The following is a 17,705-nucleotide window of genomic DNA, read 5'->3' as shown; positions in this document are numbered from 1 at the left end:
GTTGATGTATGTTAAAAAAAAACGGTGTTTTTACGCAGTTTACTTAACATACGTCAATTAGAGTGTTTTTAAAGTGTATATTTGCAGTATGAGAAAGTTGTTTGCTAAATTTAAAGGAAAATCTTTATTGTCGTTTGACAGTAAGGGGATTAATGTTATGTCTTCTTCAAAAGACAAGAGTGTTGTTTGTTGGAAGAATGTTAATAAAATAGTATTAGTAGCACATTTTGAGGAGTATAGTGGATATTTTTTAACAGAAGAGTACAAATCAAAAGTTCTATATAATGACATGTTTGTGGATTGTAGTCAGAATATGTTAAAAATAAGAACGGGAGGAACACCTACTGTTAAAAACAATACTTCTAAACCTTTTTCAAAAAAATTTGGGACTACCTGCGTTTATAATGCTTTGTTTGTTGAGTACACTACGGAAGATGGAAAGAAAAACTTATTTGCGGTTCATTATGAGCCTGAGAAAAAAGCAGATCTAGTTAAAGAGCTAGAAGATTATTTAAATGAGAAAAAAATCTTTGTGGAGAATAGAACAGAAGGATTTAATTATATTGCAGAATTATAAAAAAAGCATCACAATTGTGATGCTTTTTTTATGCCTCCTTTTAAAGAACTAACCGTTAAATTTAAGTCCTTAATAAGCTGCTTACTTCTGTTTCCAGTTTCACAATACAGCACTATTCTTTTAGTAGAGTTTAATAAGTTTGGATTGTTTCTAAGTGTCTCTTCTGGAATATGTATTCCTCCAATGTTTTGAATGTCTCTTTCTAGTTGAGTTCTAATATCAACTAATTGATATGCTGAGGTAATTTCTGAAAATTCAATTTCATTTTCAAATTCTTCTATACCACAAAAGAAATCATAGTCTATTAATTGGGTAATTTTAATCGAAGTGTTTTTCTCAAACCCTAAGACAAAATTTTGATTGCTAAGGGTGTTAATCGTTAGTAGTTTTCCTGATAAAACGTCTCCAATTCCACAAATAATTTTAATCACTTCATTGGCTTGATAGCTCCCTATAATTCCAGGAAGTACACCTAGTACTCCAATTTCTGAACAAGAGGGAACAGAGCCTTGTTTAGGCGGTGTAGGATATAAGCATCGGTAAGTAGGACCGTTTTTGTAATTAAATACAGAAACCTGACCTTCAAATTTAAAAATAGAACCAAAAACTAAAGGTTTGTTTGCTAGTACGGCAGCATCGTTACATAAATAACGAGTTTGAAAATTGTCAGAACCATCTACAATAATATCATATTGATTGAACAATTCAACTGCATTGTTAATGGTTAAAAAAGAATCAATCACCTTAAATTTTACATAAGGGTTCAATTGCTTCATTCGGTTGGTAGCTGCTCTGGCTTTGGATTTTCCAATATCATCTACTGTAAATAAAATTTGACGTTGTAGATTGGTTACATCTACAGTATCTCCATCCATTACACCAATAGTTCCTACTCCTGCAGCTGTTAAATACTGAAGAATAGGGCAGCCCAATCCGCCAGCTCCAATAACTAAAACTTTAGCATTTTTTATTTTTTCTTGTCCCTCTAGTCCAATTTCATTCAATAAGAGGTGACGACTATACAATATTTTTTCGTTACTATTTAAGGCCATAATTAGTCAAAATTATAACGCTGTTCTTGTGTTGACGAAGCGTTTAGTAGTTTGTTTAAAGTAAGAATTTTGTTAAAATCTTTGGTGATTTCTTCAGAAGCAGCAATTCCATTTACTCCTGTTTCAATAATTTGGGGAACATCTTCTAGTGTGATTTTTCCAAAGGCAATAATTGGAGTTTCTGTTTTTAGTTCTTCAATCAAAACAGTATATCCGTTTAATGTAATTGTATTGTCTGTAGCGCTTTTAAATGGTCCTAAACCAATATAATCTACTTCTGCGTTGATGAGTGATTTGCTTTCTTCTAAATTGTTAGCAGTGCATCCTATCACTTGCCAAGTGTATAGGTTTTTGCGAATGGCCGATAAATCATTTTGAATTTCATCAAAATAAACACCGTCAGCTTTTATTTCTTTGGCAATTTTAGCATGGTTAGTAATAATCAATCGGGTCTGATAAAGACTTGTGATTTTATGTGCTTTTTCGGCAATTTTTAACAACTTTTTATCAGAAATAGCTGCTACATTTAACTGAACTAATTCTACTCCAGACAAACATGCTTGTTGAATATTGTCTAGGTGCTCTTGTGGTGTTGCTCCTTGAGATTTATAATGTAGCTTAGGTATAACCATAGTTTTAATTCTTGAATTTAAGTGTTAACTAATTGCCGTACGAAGTTACAACCATTTACTATTTTAGGGAGTATGAAAGTTAAAATCTTAATTGTACCAATAAAAAAAGCAGCTCTTAGAGCTGCTTTTTTTTATGAATAGAATATTGCTATTAGAATTTAAAAGTAGCTCCTACTAAAAAGTTAGTTCCTGCTTGTGGAAAATAGTACGGAGTTGTTCCCCACATATACCCATTAGAAACGTATTGTTTGTTAAATATATTGTTTACCAAACCTGTTAGTGTAATTTCTTTAAAGGTTGATTTAGGATAAAAACTATAGTTTAAGTTTAAATCACTAACAAAATAGCTTTTTAATTTTGATGCTTTTAATTCGGTATTACTCATGTATTGAGTGTCTACAAATTTTGATAAAAGACTAATGTATAATTGATCTATAGGAGTTACTGTAATCATGTTACCCGCTACAATACTTGGTGAATAAGAAATTTCTGTATTTCCTAAATCCGTTATAATAGTTCCATCCGTTTCTTTATAGTCCACATTTTTGTTTTGACTAAAAGTTACATTTGGAGAAATTGTTACATATTTATTGATGTAAAAACTAGCATCTACCTCTAATCCTAAACGGTAACTTTCACCTGAATTGGCTCTAATAGGAGATCCAATAGCATCTACCTGTCCAGTTAAAGTAAGCTGATCTGTGTAGAACATGTAATAAATGTTGGTGTTAATTTTAGATTTGTTTGTTTTGTAACGCCACCCTAGTTCAAAATCGTCTAATTGTTCTGGTTTTGGATTTCCGTTTTCGTAATCTGTACGGTTAGGTTCTTTGTTGGCACGAGCATAAGATGCGTATACACTATTGCTAGTGTTTACTAAATAAGTAATTCCTGCTTTAGGATTTAAGAATTTAAAAGTATCATCAACAAGGTTGGTTTGTACACCATTTGCCTCATAATTTACAACTCTGTATTGCAAATCTCCAAATAAAGAAAGTTGATTGTTTAGTTTATAAGTAGCTTTTGCATAAATGTTTCCATCTGTTTTGTTTCCATAATTGTCGTAATAACGATCTCTAATTTCGCTATCAGATGCATTTCTTGCCCATACTACTTCTCCAAAATGATCTCCTTCGTATTTGTTTAAAGCCCCTCCAATTAAAAAATCTAATTGTTTTGTTTTATAATTTAAATTGTACGTAACTCCATAAAAATCATTATTTAACCATTTTCTTCTAACTAAATCTGTAGTATTAATGGTTTTGTTTTCTATAGTAATAGGAGTTAAATTGTAATCAGAAAAATCAGCACCTTGCTTGTATTGTTCATAAAATCCACGACCAAAAGTATAGTGTAATGCTATATTTGAAGAGAAATAATTGTTATACTTCTGGTTCCAGTGTAGTTGTAAATGATCTTGTTTATAATCATCCACTTCGTTGTCATAATATCCTGTTACATTCCAAGCATTATCATATTTTGCTCCAGCAGAATTAAAAGTACGATCGCTAGCTAACGTAGCCGCATCAACACCATTCCAAGATTGATAAGTAATTTCATGACCTCCAAAAACTAAAGCTTTAATTAAAGTGTTGTCATCTTTGTAACTTCCTTGTAAAAAGTAAGAAGTCAAATCAGAAGAAGCTCTATCTACATATCCATCAGAAGTAGTTTTAGAAACTCTACCAATTAAATTGATATGATTATTTAACAAACCTGTTCCTAATTTTGCGGTTATTTTTTTAGTGTTAAAAGAACCGGCTGAGGTAGAAATTTCACCAAAAGCTTGCTTAGCACCGTTGTCTGTTAATAAGTTTAGACTGGCTCCAAAAGCACCTGCTCCGTTGGTAGAAGTACCAACACCACGTTGCAATTGAATACTTTGTGTAGACGATGCAATATCGTTTACATTTACCCAGTAAACTCCTTGACTTTCAGAATCGTTATAAGGGATTCCGTTAATGGTAACGTTGGTACGAGAAGCATCTGAACCACGAACACGAATTCCTGTATATCCTATTCCGGCACCAGCATCAGATGTTGTTACTACAGATGGCATGTAGTTCATTAAAATAGGAATGTCTTGTCCTAAATTACGTTTGGCAATTTCTTCTTTGTTTAAATTAGAGTGGGTTACAGGTGAGTTTTCTTGTACTCTAACTGCAGAAACCAATACTTCATCTAGTTGATGAGTTTGGTCTTTTAATACAAACGTAAGGTTGTTTTTTGATGAGTTTACTTGTTTGGTAACACTAGAATATCCAATATAAGATGCCTGTAAAGTGTAGCTTCCTTCCTTTAAACGGATTTCAAACAAACCATCTAAATCTGTAATTGTTGTTTTGTTTAATTCTTTAATAAAGACAGTAGCTCCAGGTAAAGGCTCTAAGTTTTGATTTGTTACTTTTCCTGTTAAAACAGTTTGCGCTTGTATAGCTAAGCTCATCAATAAAAAGAAAAAGGTTATTGATGTTCCTTTTGTAAAGGGTAAGTTTAGTTTCATTTTTTTAAATAAAATGAATAAAAAGAGGTAATTATTCGGTTGTTTTGAATAGTTATAGTTTTGTAACATTTATTTCCCTAAACAGCATTGCCTGTTCTAGGTTCGTTGGGTATGATCTCAGCCAATAATAGGCACCCCTTTATGAGAACACTGCAAAGTTAGAGCGTAAAGTTGGATAAATAAACGAAACCGCTCTGTTTTATTTTAAAGACTTTGTTGTTAGAAGTTTATCAATAGTATGGATAGCGGTATGTAAACGAGTTTCTTTGTTTCCTTTTAATAGCAGATAAGGTTTGTTGTGTGTAATTAAAGCTTGTTCAAAAGCATTAAACATTTCTTCTCTTTCCTCGGGTTTGTCACGTAAATCATCTGCTTCCCAAGGAGTGTCTATGTAGGTTAAGAAATAGAAATCGTAAGTGTTTTGGCTGATGGCTTTTTCAAGTTCTGTAGGTACCACTCCATTGTAGTATTGTTGGCTGTATACTTTTGTTTCTAACAAATCGGTATCACAAATTAACACTTTGTAGGCTGTTAAAGCCATGTTGTTTTCTAACTGTATTTGTCCAACAGCAATAGGAAGTATGTCTTTAGGTTCACAAATTAATTTATCTGTATCCCATTTTTCTTGTAAGTAATCTCTAGAAAATTCAGCTACCCAATTGGTTTTGTAATGCTTGGCTAATTGTCTAGACAAGGTTGTTTTACCTGTGCTTTCTGGTCCAAATAAAACTATTTTAAGGAGTTCTGAGGGTTGTTGTTCAAGTGCTTTTTCCATGCTAAATATCCTGAAATTGCTAATAATGTAAATACGAAATACTGAAAACTAGTAAATGTAAATCCTTTGTAAAAATAGAGTGGGACCGAAATTGTATTTCCAACAATCCAATAAAGCCAATTTTCAATTTTTCTTTTGGCCATTAACCACATTCCAACAAAAAAGATAGCTGTAGTAACCGTATCTACATAAGCTGTCCAATGAGTCCATTTGTTAAAAACAGTATACACAATAAATACAAAAAGAAGTGTGGCTATAAAAATACCCACACTTTTCTTTTTTTCTAAAGCTGTTGTTGAAGAAATGGGAGTTTCGTTATTTTCTCCACTTTTGTAAGACCAAATATACCAACCATAAATACTCATAATAAAGTAGTATGCATTGATAAGCATGTCCCCCAAAAGTTGCCATTTAAAAAGCAAATAGACAAAAATAGCTGTGCTAATCATGCCGGTAGGAAATACATAAACATGATTTTTTTTAGAGAACAATACAGATATCAACCCAAAAAGAACTGCAATAATTTCTAAGCTAATGTCTAAAGTTTCGTAATCAGCGTATTGACCAAATAAGAGGTTAAAAAAATGGCTCATAGTCACTACGATCTGATTTTACAATTTTCATGAATAAAATTCCATTGTCAATTAAATCAAAGGTATTCTTTAGTTCAGAAGTTATTAAGTTCATCACCTTGTCATAATCTCCATATACCTGAGTACTTAATGGATTTTCTAGTACGGTTAATCCTGAGGCTCTTAGTTTGATGATAAAATCAATAATAGGTTGTTCAAACTCGTTTTGTAAAGGAGTTAAGGTAAGTTCTACAGATATTTTCATTAATATGTTTTTTATTTAAATGCTTCCCAATCTTTCCAAACAGGTTCTAATCCTTGGTTTTCTAACATCAAAGCAATTTCTTCCGTAGGTCTTTCGTCAGAAATTTCGAATTGTTCCAAAGATTGCGGTTCTACTACATAACCTCCAGGGTTGGTTTTAGACTCGGCACTTAAAGAAGTAATTCCCAAATGTACAATGTTGTTTCTAAAAACTTCGCTTTCACGAGTACTCATTGATAATTCTACATCTTCATCTAACAATCTAAACGCACAAATGGTTTGTACCAAATGTTTGTCGGTCATTTCTACTTTAGGTTCCAATCCGCCACTGTGCGGACGTAATCTAGGGAAGGAGATAGAGTATTTTGTTTTCCAATAGGTCTTTTGTAAATACTTTAAATGCAAAGCAGTAAAAAAGCTATCGGCTCTCCAATCTTCTAATCCAAATAAAGCCCCCAATCCTATTTTATGAACTCCAGCTTTTCCCAATCTATCAGCAGTATCTAATCGATAATCAAAATTAGATTTTTTCCCTTTAGGGTGATGTTTTTTGTATTCATCTCTGTGATAGGTTTCTTGATACACCAATACGGCATACAAATTAGCCTCAATCAATTCTTCGTATTCATGTTGGTCTAGTGGCTGAACTTCAATGGTAATGTTAGAAAATTGATCTTTAATCAATTCCATGGCATGTTTAATGTAAGGAACACCAACCGTTTTGTTTGCTTCTCCTGTAACCAATAAAATATGATCGTATCTTTTAGATTTTATAAAGGCAATTTCTTTTAATATTTCGTCATCCGTTAATGTTCTACGAGGAATTTTATTGGTCATACTAAAACCACAATACGTACAAATGTTCTGACATTCGTTAGACAAATACATAGGTACATACATTTGGATGGTGTTTCCAAAACGTTTTTTAGTACTTGCCATACTCAACTGTGCCATTTGCTCTAAATAAGGAGCGGCAGCAGGAGAGATTAATGCTTTAAAATCTTCTAAATCTCGCTTGTTTTTAGAAAGCGCATATTCAACATCTTGAGTGGTTTTAGCATTGATGCTTGCCAAAGTTTCATCCCAATTGTAGGTGTCAAATTGATTTTGAAATGTGTTGTTCATGTTTTTTTATTTTTAGTAGTTAAGAAGTTAAGAATATGAGGAATTAAGAATTTGAGCATTACTTTCGCAACCTGCTCCTTAACTCATGCTCACTTGTGAGCTCTAACTCCTTAAATTCTGAACTACTATATACATTACTACTGTAAAAAACTCGTTAACGGACTGCTTGCTTCTGCATGTTTTTTAACGCTAGCTAATTTTGCATTAAAAGCCATTCTACCTGCTTCCACAGCCATTTTAAAAGCTTTGGCCATTTGTACAGGATTCTGAGAAACAGCAATAGCGGTGTTTACCAAAACAGCATCGGCACCTAATTCCATAGCATAAGCTGCATGAGATGGACTTCCAATTCCAGCATCTACAATTACAGGAACATTACTTTGTTCTATAATAATTTCTAAAAAGTCAACCGTTTTAATTCCTTTGTTGGTTCCTATAGGAGCTCCTAAAGGCATTACACATTGCACTCCTACATCTTCTAATCTTTTACACAAAACAGGATCTGCATGAATATAAGGCATTACAACAAAACCTAGTTTTACCAATTCTTCGGCAGCTTTTAAGGTTTCTATAGGATCTGGTAATAAATACCTAGGATCTGGGTGAATTTCTAATTTAATCCAATTGGTTTCCAAAGCTTCTCTGGCTAATTGTGCTGCAAAAACAGCTTCTTTAGCATCTCTTACTCCAGAGGTGTTAGGTAATAAATTCACGTTTGGACGTAGAATGCTTTGTAGCATTTTATCCTGTTCGTTATCTACATCTACACGTTTTAAAGCAACAGTAATTAATTCACTATCACTAGCAATTAAGGCTTCAGACATTAAATGATTTGAACTAAATTTTCCTGTTCCGGTGAACAGTCTAGAATTAAATTCTTTGTCTGCTATTTTTAAGATATCGTTCATTATTTATTTTTTAGGAGTTAAGAAGTCAAGAATTTAAGTAGTTGTGTAGAGTATTCTACTCACTCATTCTCTTTAAATTTTGAATATCTAAAACTCATACTTTTGTTCTTCGCTATTTCCTGCTTGTAATAGTTTATTAAAGGTTCTGATTTTATTAAAATCACGAGTAATTTCTCCAGACATGGCAATCCCCGAAACTCCTGTTTTTAAAAGTTCAGCGATGTCGTTTTCTGTAATTCCTCCAATAGCAATAATGGGAGTTTCTGTTTGTAATTCTTCTAAAATGACCGTGTATCCATCTAGACCTAAAACAGGACTTAAATTTTCTTTGGTGGTGGTAAATCTAAAAGGTCCCAAACCAATATAATCAACCTCTTTGTTAATTAAAGTTTTACAATCTTCTAAAGTGTTTGCGGTACCTCCAATAATTTGCCAAGTGTATAAATGTTTTCTAGCTTCAGTAGGGCAGGTATCTGTTTTCCCTAAATGAACCCCGTCAGCTTTTACTTCTTTGGCTATTTTATAATGATCGTTGATGATTAATCTTGTCTGAAAATGATTGGTAATTTCTCTAGCTTCTAAAGCTGTTTTTAAAACTTTTTTATCAGATAAATTTTTCAAACGAAGTTGTACCAATTCAGCACCCGATTGACAAGCATTCTGAATATTTTCTAAATGTTCTTTAGGTGTTGCTCCTTGAGATATGTAATGTAGCTTGTTGATGATCATTTTGTGTGAATTCAGTAGTTAAGAATATGAGAATTTTAGGAGTTAAGAATAATTGTTTTTGTTTGCAATGTTCCTACAGTAAGAATTTAGCATTTTACTTACTTCGTTAATTAAATCATTTAGTTTTTGAAATTGATCTGTGTACTCTAAATCACGAGAAAGAATTAAAAAGTATTTACACTCTTCTAACGAAGCTTGAGCAATATTATAAAAACGTAATTTTTCCTTATAGCTTAATCTCTTATAACCTTCAGCAATATTGGCAGTGATAGATATGGCTGCTCTTCTAAATTGCGAAGTCAATCCGTAAATTTCTTCTTTGGGAAATTGTTTGGTGATTTTATAAACTTCTAAGACAAATTGATGGCCTTTTTGCCAAACAACTAAATCTTGAAATGTATTCGTCTTTTCCATAGCTTATAAATTAAATTTCTTTTCTGAATCCTTAACTTCTTCATTCTGAATTCTAATATGCGTTCCTAATAAAGACTCATTAGAGTTTAAAAAACGTTCCACATAATATTTAGCTAATTTACAAGCATCTTCTAATTCTTGTTCTAAAGCAAGGTTACAAGCTAATGATGAAGATAATACACAACCACTTCCGTGTTTATCAAAAACTTTATCTACGTTTGGTGGAATGTTTACCATGACAATTCCACTATGATACAATTCGTCCCAACCTTTTTTATCTTCTCTGTGTCCGCCTTTTAAATAGATGTTGGTTTTGTTAGAAATATGTTCTAGAGTGTCATCAATATCTAAGTTTGGATATAGGAGCTGAATTTCATCATAATTAGGAGTGATGATATAACACTGTCCCCAAATTTTATCTAACAAATCTTGGTTTTCTTCTGTGTGAAAGTCAAAACCAGCAGTTGCTTTGATGATAGGGTCTAAAACGATTTTTATTTCCGAATTTAACGAGTGTAATTTATCTAAAACAAGTGATAATACTTCCCAAGATTGGATGATTCCTATTTTAACGATGTTGATTTTAAAACGCTCAAACAAAGTTTCTATTTGTTTCAAAATAAGATCAGTAGGAATCCAATGACAGTTTTTAAAATCGATGTCATTCTGAACCGTAACCGCTGTACATACAGATAGACCATAAAAGTTATGTGCCTCAAATGTTTTAATATCTGAAGTAATTCCGGCACCGGAACTTGGATCAAACCCTGCAATAGTTAAAATACAATTTGCAATTGGCAAAGAACAATGATCAATTTTCATGTTATAAGTTGTTTCTAGATGAATTAATTATAGAATATAAAATTTTCAATATTTCTTCAACGGCTTTGAAATAGTGGTTAAATTCATCTTGATTAATGTAATCGGTGTCTTTTAAAATTCGTAACCAGTATTTAGTTTCACGAGCTTCTTTGTAGGCTATCGATAATTTAGCAATAAAATCCTTCTTTGAAATTCCGCCAATAGCTTCTTCTGTATTAGCACCAATAGAAGTACCAGAACGAAGTATTTGTTTTGATAAAACATATTCTTTCTTTTCAGAAACTAATTGCTGAGAAAGCTTGACTATTGCAACAGCAAAGTCGTAGGTTTTATCAAGTATAATATTATTGCTCATGGCCTATTGTTATTTGTTCATTGCTCATTGTTAATTAAAAGATGCTTGCATTTTTTTAAAATCTTCCACTGGGTTTTTACTATTCCAAATACCACCTAAAACACCCACTCCTTTAAAACCTAATTTATCAAATTCGGCTAAATTTTCTGTAGTAACTCCACCCATACCAATGATTGTTTTATCAATGTGATTGACATCAAAACCACGACCATTGTATCCTTGTTTAGAAATAGATGAAAATACAGGACTTAGTAAATGATAATCAAATTCAAAAGTACAATTCTCAAGTTCCTCAGGTTCATGAAAAGAAGAGCTTATGGTTTTTCCATACATATTATTGAGTTTGACAAAATAATCGGTAGGAGTATCTAAATGATCTCTTCTTTTTTGTTCCTGAAAATGAATTCCTTTTAAAGAATATTCGTTGACCAACTCATGAAAATAATGCACTACAATTCTGTTATGATATTGTTTATTTATCTGATTTAAATACTCACAATGTTCTTGGTAGTTTTTGTATGGTTTTCTAAAATGATAATACTCTAAACCTTGTTGAAATAGTTGATGTAGAATTTCAATTTCGTTGGGTATATCGTTCTCGGGTGCTATTAAAATGATCATATTGTCAATTACTATTGAGTTAGGGATTGAGGTTTTGTTTGAGCTCTTTTAAAATGGTGATTTTCTGAAACTTATTCTCGACTCCGCTCGAACACCTTTTTAAAAAGCGAGTACCGAAAGCCCGGCTTTAGATGGGCATCTCGACTTACTTCGACTACGCTCTGTAACCACCGCTCGATGTCCATCTAAAGCAACTCCCGACTTATACTATAGATAAACTTCTGATCCTTTTTCTTTAAATTCTTGAGATTTTTCTTCCATTCCTTTTTGAAGAACTTCGTTATCGTCAGTAATTTCATTTTCAGCTGCAAAATCACGCACTTCCTGAGAAATTTTCATAGAACAAAATTTGGGTCCACACATAGAACAGAAGTGAGCCACTTTTGCACCATCGGCAGGCAACGTTTCATCGTGATATTCCAAAGCACGTTCTGGATCTAATCCTAAATTAAACTGATCTTCCCAACGGAATTCAAAACGAGCCATACTCAAGGCATTGTCTCTGTGCTGAGAACCTGGATGACCTTTGGCTAAATCGGCAGCATGAGCCGCTAATTTGTAAGTAACCACACCTACACGAACGTCTTCTTTGTTAGGCAATCCTAAGTGTTCTTTTGGTGTTACGTAACACAACATAGCACAACCAAACCAACCAATCATAGCAGCACCAATACCAGAGGTAATGTGATCGTATCCTGGAGCAATATCAGTAGTTAAAGGCCCTAAAGTGTAAAAAGGAGCTTCGTCACAAACATCAATTTGCTTTTCCATATTTTCTTTAATCATGTGCATTGGCACGTGACCTGGTCCTTCTATAAAACACTGAACCTCATGCTTACGAGCAATTTGTGTTAATTCTCCTAAAGTTTCTAATTCAGCAAACTGAGCAGCATCATTAGCATCGGCAACAGAACCTGGACGTAAACCATCTCCTAAAGAAAAAGCAACATCGTAAGATTTTAAGATTTCACAAATTTCTTCAAAGTGCGTGTATAAAAAACTTTCTTTATGATGAGCCAAACACCATTTTGCCATAATAGATCCTCCACGAGATACAATTCCGGTTACACGATTAGCGGTCATAGGAACGTAACGTAATAAAACTCCAGCATGAATGGTAAAGTAATCTACTCCTTGTTCTGCTTGCTCAATTAATGTGTCACGGAAAATTTCCCAAGTTAAATCTTCGGCAACTCCGTTTACTTTTTCTAAAGCTTGATAAATTGGCACAGTTCCGATTGGCACGGGTGAGTTACGAACAATCCACTCACGAGTTTCGTGAATGTTTTCTCCTGTAGACAAATCCATAATGTTATCTGCTCCCCAACGACAAGCCCAAACTGCTTTTTCTACTTCTTCTTCAATAGATGAAGTAACCGCTGAGTTACCAATGTTTGCATTGATTTTTACCAAGAAGTTACGACCTAAAATCATAGGTTCTGCTTCTGGGTGATTGATGTTTGATGGTATTACCGCACGACCTCTTGCAACTTCTGAACGTACAAATTCAGCCGTAATTTTATCTGGAATAGAAGCTCCAAAGTGTTCTCCTTTGTGTTGCTTTCTAATTTCTGTCATTTCGTCAATTCGTTGGTTTTCACGAATAGCGATGTATTCCATTTCTGGCGTAATAATTCCTTTTTTAGCGTAGTGTAATTGGGTTACGTTTTGTCCTTTTTTAGCACGTTTTGGTTTGTGCTTTAAGTTAAAACGCATGTGGTCTAAACTTTTATCGTTTAAACGTTCGTTACAATATTTAGAAGAAAAACCGTCTAATTCTTCTACATCTCCACGATCTAAAATCCACTGTTCTCTAATTCTTTCAATTCCAGCATGAATGTCAATTTCCTTGTTAGGATCTGTATAAGGTCCAGAAGTATCGTAAACGGTTACAGGTTCGTTTGGCGTTTTCTTTTTCGTCATCGAATCTGTTGTGTCGCTTAAAGAAATTTCACGCATAGCCACTTTAATTTGTGGATGAATTTTTCCTTCTACGTAAATTTTTTTAGAATTAGGAAATGGATTTCTTGTAATTCCGTCCTGTTTTGGTGCCGTGTCTTTGTTTTTCATTTTTTTATTGTATCTAGTAGCAAGTATTTAGTATCTAGACCTTGCTGAATTTACTTTTTATTACTGTTTGAAAAATACCTGATACCTGAATCTTGATACCAGATACTATTAAACTATCCTCCCTGTGTAGCTTGAATAATCAAAATATCATCACCATTGTTGATGGTTTTAGTAGTCCAAGCTGTTTTGGTAATAATTTGTTGATTAATGGCCACAGCAATTCCATGTTCTGGTTGCTCTAATTGATGTAACAAATTAGCAACAGAATTATTTTCTGAAATTTCTTTGGGTTGATTGTTTACTTTTATGGTTATCATTATTCAAAATATTTTGGCGATAACCTTTGCAGACAGATGTCTACTTAAACTTGATTAAGATAGTACGCGAAGAATTGCGTTGCTATGCTAATAACAAAAGAGGTCTATGACCTCACTTTTCCCTACGTAAGTTCTAACTTATTCAGGTTCAAAGGGTAACTCTCAGTTTTGTAGGTTTTACTATTACAAAACACCCCTAAAGCTTATCAGTTGTAAATATACATATTATTATTGTTGAAATTGATTTGAAATAGTGTTTTTTTAGTATTTGAAATTGTTCAAGATTGGCTTATATTACACTAAAAATTTAGCGATGAAAAAAGTGTTTTATATCTTTTCATTAATTTATCTATTAATTAGCTGTAGTGATAATGATACTGGTCAAGATAACGAAATTGGAAAACAAGAGACTTCAATATACGGAAAGTGGAAGATAGTCAGGTATGTGGATTCTTATACTGAAAACGGTGTTCAAGAGGTGGATACAACTTATATAGATGATTTTTGTTTTAAAAATAGAGATTCTATAATGGTTAATATTTGTGATACTGATAACGAGGTGTTTTTATTACAGTGTCAAAGTAATATTGAGTATTGGGAGTTTTTTGAAGAAAATAATAAATTTCTAAATACTATTCATCGTGAGTCTACTATACCAGCGAAAGAAGAGGGAGGGTGTTATCAATACAAAAAGAACTATTCTAAAGAGTTTTTAAGTGGTTCTGTTTTAAATTATGATACTTTAAATATTAAGTTAAAGGCATTGTCTCTTAAGTATGAAGATTTGGAAATTAATTTTGATACAGGATACTCTTATAATGACCATGAATTTAATGATGATGAAGGTTTTATGGATTTTGAATACTATTTTGAAGGTTCATTTTTAATATTAGAAATGAGTTCTGAAGATAGTAAGACCATAAGAGTTTTAGAAAGAGAGATTTAATAATGTTTTTTTAAAATAAGAAAATGTGAGTTATTCTTTATTAATCATTTCCGATTACTTTAAGAATAAATATTTGATCATAAGTTGTTGTTATATTTCATGTCGTTATCTTTGCAACTTAAATAAAAATAAAATGATTACTATAGCTTCTGTTTTTGGAGTATTGGGAGGAATTACTTCTAGTAGTATGTTTTTTCCACAAGTATGGAAATCTTACAAACAAAAGGATACTAGCAGTTTGTCTTGGATTGGGTTATGCGTAGGAGCTTTAAATGGTTTTTTTTGGTTGATGTATGGAGTCTTTAAAGATGATCCTATTATTTACGTAACCAATAGTTTTTTTACACTAGGAGCTTTGTTGTTGTTAATGTTAAAGATGAAGTATAAGTAGTTTTAACTTTTATTAGCTAATTGTCCACAAGCAGCATCAATATCTTTACCTCTAGATCTACGAACATTTACCACAATTCCGTTTTTTTCTAAAGAATAAACATAATCATCAATAGCTTTTGTACTAGCTTGTTGGTACTGTCCATCATCAATAGGGTTGTATTCAATAATGTTTACTTTACAAGGAACATAAGAACAAAAAGTAACCAAGGCATTAATATCAACCTGTTTGTCGTTAATGTCTCTCCATACCACATATTCGTAAGTAATTCTGCTTTGTGTTTTAGCATACCAATATTCTAAAGATTCACGTAACTCTGTTAATGGGAAATTCTTAGAAAAAGGCATGATTTTATTACGAGTTTCTTCGATAGCTGAATGTAGAGAAACGGCTAAATTGAATTTTACTTCATCATCAGCTAATTTTTTAATCATTTTAGGTAAACCAGAAGTAGATACGGTAATTCTTTTAGGAGACATTCCCAAACCTTCATCACTGGTAATCATTTCTATAGATTTCATTACATTGTTGTAGTTCATCAACGGCTCTCCCATTCCCATATACACAATATTAGACAACTTGTGTTTATGAGTTTTGATACTTTCTTGATTGATAGCTGCTACTTGATCAAAAATTTCATCAGCATTTAAATTACGCATTCGTTTTAAACGAGCCGTAGCGCAAAATTCACAATCTAAACTACATCCTACTTGACTAGATACACAAGCAGTAGTTCTAGAATCGGTTGGAATTAAAACAGATTCTACAATTAATCCATCGTGAAGTCTTACAGCATTTTTAACCGTACCGTCTTTACTACGTTGCATATTGTCAACTTCAATATGATTAATAGTAAAGTTTTCATTTAACATGTCTCTAGTTTGTTTAGAGATGTTAGTCATGTCATCAAAAGTATGAGCAGATTTAGACCATAACCATTCGTAAATTTGGTTACCTCTAAAAGCTTTGTCTCCGTTTTCAACGAAAAAATCTCTTAATTGATCTTTAGTAAGGGCTCTAATATCTTTTTTAGACATAATGTATGGTGTAAAACTGTTTGGCAAAGGTACGTAACTATTGTAAAAGAAAAATCCCGAAGTGTAAAACTTCGGGATGTTGCAGTATGTGTTTCTGTGGATTAGATAATCAACATAGCATCTCCGTAAGTACTAAACTTGTATCCTTCTTTAATTGCTTCTTCGTAAGCTTTCATTAAAAAATCATAACCTGCAAAGGCTGCAACTTGCATCATTAAAGTAGATTTAGATGGGTGTAAGTTGGTAATCATGCAGTTAGCAATGCTAAACTCGTAAGGAGGGAAAATAAATTTATTAGTCCAACCTGTGTATGGGTTTAATCTTCCGTTTGATGAAACCGTAGATTCTATAGATCTCATTACAGTTGTTCCAACTGCACAAACTCTACGTTTTGAGTTGATAGCGTTGTTTACTTTTTCACAAGTTTCTTCACTTACGCTCATTTTTTCAGAGTCCATTTTGTGTTTAGACAAATCTTCTACCTCAACTGGGTTAAAAGTACCTAAACCAATATGTAAAGTTAATTCTGCAAAATCAACACCTTTAATTTCTAAACGCTTCATTAGGTGTTTAGAAAAGTGTAATCCAGCCGTAGGTGCTGCAACAGCTCCTTCTTCTTTAGCATAAATTGTTTGAAAACGTTCTTCGTCTTCTGGTTCAACAGCTCTGTCAATATGTTTTGGAATTGGAGTTTCTCCTAAATCCTCTAATTTTTGTCTAAACTCTTCGTAAGAACCATCATATAAGAAACGTAAAGTACGTCCTCTAGAAGTGGTGTTGTCAATTACTTCAGCAACTAAAGAATCATCTTCGCCAAAAAATAATTTGTTTCCAATTCTAATTTTACGAGCAGGATCTACTAAAACATCCCACAAACGGTTTTCAGCATTTAATTCGCGTAATAAGAAAACTTCAATTCTAGCTCCCGTTTTTTCCTTGTTACCAAACATACGAGCAGGGAAAACTTTAGTGTTGTTTAAGACCATTAAATCACCATCGTCAAAATAGTCAATTACGTCTTTAAAAGTCTTATGTTCTATAGTTTGCTCTTTTCTGTTTAATACCATTAAACGAGATTCATCTCTATATTCAGCTGGATGTTGTGCTATCAATTCCTCAGGTAAATCAAAATGAAATGCAGATAACTTCATGTATATGTTGTTTTTAGATAGGATGCAAATATACAATCTGAGAATAGGGGTTGTCAAGCATATTGATGTTTATTTTCAGAAAGCTAACAGATACAAGGGGTTAGGGGTTGAATGTAGAATGAAATAACATGTAAAAGAAACCTTTATATCTATGAGTAGTCTTTGTTTTTGGGGAAATAAAAGCTTAAAATATTAAAGAAAGAGTGTTTTGTGAAATTTTAGAGTTCTTAATCTCTAAGTAAAAATAAGGATATAAAAAAGCCAGCTATTTGGACAGCACCCCAAAAGTTGGACGGTTAATAATAAACTAATTAGAATAATGAGCTCGATATTTTATCGGGCTCATTCCTTTAGTCTCCCTGATATTCTATCATTATTATAATAGCTAATATAGTTTTTAATCTCACTTTCTAATTGCTCAATAGAATTATATTTTTTTGGATA

21 protein-coding genes and 1 riboswitch are annotated in these 17,705 nt (G+C 32.6%); of the genes, 3 read left to right on the top strand and 18 right to left on the bottom strand.

The window, feature by feature from the left end:
• Window positions 1–88: 88 nt before the first annotated feature.
• Window positions 89–577 (top strand): hypothetical protein, encoded by a 489-nt coding sequence (locus GGR97_RS03550; RefSeq protein ID WP_167897060.1) that lies wholly within the window; start codon window positions 89–91, stop codon window positions 575–577.
• 8 nt (window positions 578–585) lie between these two features.
• Here GGR97_RS03550 and moeB read toward each other — a convergent pair whose 3' ends face one another.
• From moeB to thiS, 15 genes are all read right to left on the bottom strand, one after another.
• Window positions 586–1,629: a molybdopterin-synthase adenylyltransferase MoeB gene (moeB, locus tag GGR97_RS03545; RefSeq protein ID WP_167897059.1), complete on the bottom strand. Its 1,044-nt coding sequence runs from the start codon at window positions 1,627–1,629 to the stop codon at window positions 586–588.
• A gap of 2 nt (window positions 1,630–1,631) precedes the next feature.
• On the bottom strand, window positions 1,632–2,261 hold the full coding sequence (locus GGR97_RS03540) for a thiamine phosphate synthase (RefSeq protein ID WP_167897058.1): 630 nt from the start codon (window positions 2,259–2,261) through the stop codon (window positions 1,632–1,634).
• A 151-nt stretch (window positions 2,262–2,412) separates the two neighbouring features.
• Window positions 2,413–4,764: a TonB-dependent receptor gene (locus GGR97_RS03535; RefSeq protein WP_245229444.1), complete on the bottom strand. Its 2,352-nt coding sequence runs from the start codon at window positions 4,762–4,764 to the stop codon at window positions 2,413–2,415.
• 199 nt (window positions 4,765–4,963) lie between these two features.
• Window positions 4,964–5,539, bottom strand: a complete 576-nt coding sequence (locus GGR97_RS03530) for an AAA family ATPase (protein WP_167897057.1) — start codon at window positions 5,537–5,539, stop codon at window positions 4,964–4,966.
• Entirely contained in the window at window positions 5,494–6,132 is a 639-nt protein-coding gene (gene pnuC / locus GGR97_RS03525) for a nicotinamide riboside transporter PnuC (protein ID WP_167897056.1), read from the bottom strand. Before pnuC ends, GGR97_RS03530 begins: the two co-directional genes overlap by 46 nt.
• Window positions 6,116–6,376, bottom strand: coding sequence for a hypothetical protein (locus GGR97_RS03520; RefSeq protein WP_167897055.1), 261 nt, complete (start codon window positions 6,374–6,376; stop codon window positions 6,116–6,118). The genes pnuC and GGR97_RS03520 overlap by 17 nt, the downstream gene beginning before the upstream one ends.
• An 11-nt stretch (window positions 6,377–6,387) precedes the next feature.
• Window positions 6,388–7,500 carry a 2-iminoacetate synthase ThiH gene (thiH, locus tag GGR97_RS03515; protein ID WP_167897054.1) on the bottom strand — a complete coding sequence of 371 codons (1,113 nt, stop codon included), beginning with the start codon at window positions 7,498–7,500 and terminating at the stop codon, window positions 6,388–6,390.
• A 137-nt stretch (window positions 7,501–7,637) separates the two neighbouring features.
• A complete protein-coding gene (locus tag GGR97_RS03510) occupies window positions 7,638–8,408 on the bottom strand; it encodes a thiazole synthase (protein ID WP_167897053.1) in 771 nt (256 codons plus the stop codon).
• Window positions 8,409–8,495: 87 nt separating this feature from the next.
• On the bottom strand, window positions 8,496–9,137 hold the full coding sequence (gene thiE / locus GGR97_RS03505) for a thiamine phosphate synthase (protein WP_167897052.1): 642 nt from the start codon (window positions 9,135–9,137) through the stop codon (window positions 8,496–8,498).
• Between the two features lie 42 nt (window positions 9,138–9,179).
• On the bottom strand, window positions 9,180–9,551 hold the full coding sequence (locus GGR97_RS03500; protein ID WP_167897051.1) for a four helix bundle protein: 372 nt from the start codon (window positions 9,549–9,551) through the stop codon (window positions 9,180–9,182).
• 3 nt (window positions 9,552–9,554) lie between these two features.
• Entirely contained in the window at window positions 9,555–10,373 is an 819-nt protein-coding gene (locus tag GGR97_RS03495; protein ID WP_167897050.1) for a hydroxymethylpyrimidine/phosphomethylpyrimidine kinase, read from the bottom strand.
• 1 nt (window position 10,374) lies between these two features.
• Window positions 10,375–10,728, bottom strand: a complete 354-nt coding sequence (locus GGR97_RS03490) for a four helix bundle protein (RefSeq protein ID WP_167897049.1) — start codon at window positions 10,726–10,728, stop codon at window positions 10,375–10,377.
• Window positions 10,729–10,758: 30 nt separating this feature from the next.
• Window positions 10,759–11,349 carry a thiamine phosphate synthase gene (locus tag GGR97_RS03485; RefSeq protein ID WP_167897048.1) on the bottom strand — a complete coding sequence of 197 codons (591 nt, stop codon included), beginning with the start codon at window positions 11,347–11,349 and terminating at the stop codon, window positions 10,759–10,761.
• 207 nt (window positions 11,350–11,556) lie between these two features.
• Window positions 11,557–13,419, bottom strand: coding sequence for a phosphomethylpyrimidine synthase ThiC (thiC, locus tag GGR97_RS03480; protein WP_167897047.1), 1,863 nt, complete (start codon window positions 13,417–13,419; stop codon window positions 11,557–11,559).
• 113 nt (window positions 13,420–13,532) lie between these two features.
• Window positions 13,533–13,736: a sulfur carrier protein ThiS gene (gene thiS, locus GGR97_RS03475; RefSeq protein ID WP_167897046.1), complete on the bottom strand. Its 204-nt coding sequence runs from the start codon at window positions 13,734–13,736 to the stop codon at window positions 13,533–13,535.
• Window positions 13,737–13,838: 102 nt separating this feature from the next.
• Window positions 13,839–13,944, bottom strand: a riboswitch (TPP riboswitch).
• Between the two features lie 105 nt (window positions 13,945–14,049).
• Between thiS and GGR97_RS03470 the strand changes: the two genes are divergently transcribed.
• Together GGR97_RS03470 and GGR97_RS03465 are read left to right on the top strand one after the other, a co-directional pair.
• Window positions 14,050–14,682 carry a hypothetical protein gene (locus tag GGR97_RS03470; protein ID WP_167897045.1) on the top strand — a complete coding sequence of 211 codons (633 nt, stop codon included), beginning with the start codon at window positions 14,050–14,052 and terminating at the stop codon, window positions 14,680–14,682.
• 133 nt (window positions 14,683–14,815) lie between these two features.
• Window positions 14,816–15,073 carry a SemiSWEET family sugar transporter gene (locus tag GGR97_RS03465; RefSeq protein ID WP_167897044.1) on the top strand — a complete coding sequence of 86 codons (258 nt, stop codon included), beginning with the start codon at window positions 14,816–14,818 and terminating at the stop codon, window positions 15,071–15,073.
• Window positions 15,074–15,075: 2 nt separating this feature from the next.
• On the opposite strand, the gene rlmN is transcribed toward GGR97_RS03465, so the two are convergent.
• The 3 genes from rlmN to GGR97_RS15440 all read right to left on the bottom strand — a co-directional run.
• Complete coding sequence (gene rlmN / locus GGR97_RS03460; RefSeq protein ID WP_167897043.1) at window positions 15,076–16,110, bottom strand: 23S rRNA (adenine(2503)-C(2))-methyltransferase RlmN; 1,035 nt, start codon at window positions 16,108–16,110, stop codon at window positions 15,076–15,078.
• Window positions 16,111–16,211: 101 nt separating this feature from the next.
• Window positions 16,212–17,261 carry a tRNA preQ1(34) S-adenosylmethionine ribosyltransferase-isomerase QueA gene (gene queA, locus GGR97_RS03455; protein WP_167897042.1) on the bottom strand — a complete coding sequence of 350 codons (1,050 nt, stop codon included), beginning with the start codon at window positions 17,259–17,261 and terminating at the stop codon, window positions 16,212–16,214.
• Between the two features lie 342 nt (window positions 17,262–17,603).
• Window positions 17,604–17,705 (bottom strand): IS3 family transposase (locus GGR97_RS15440; RefSeq protein ID WP_167897041.1); only part of this gene is annotated, 102 nt, incomplete at its 5' end.

Source organism: Wenyingzhuangia aestuarii (genome assembly GCF_011927765.1).
Classification (GTDB): Bacteria; Bacteroidota; Bacteroidia; order Flavobacteriales; family Flavobacteriaceae; genus Wenyingzhuangia; species Wenyingzhuangia aestuarii.
This window is presented reverse-complemented; position numbering and strand designations above follow the sequence as displayed.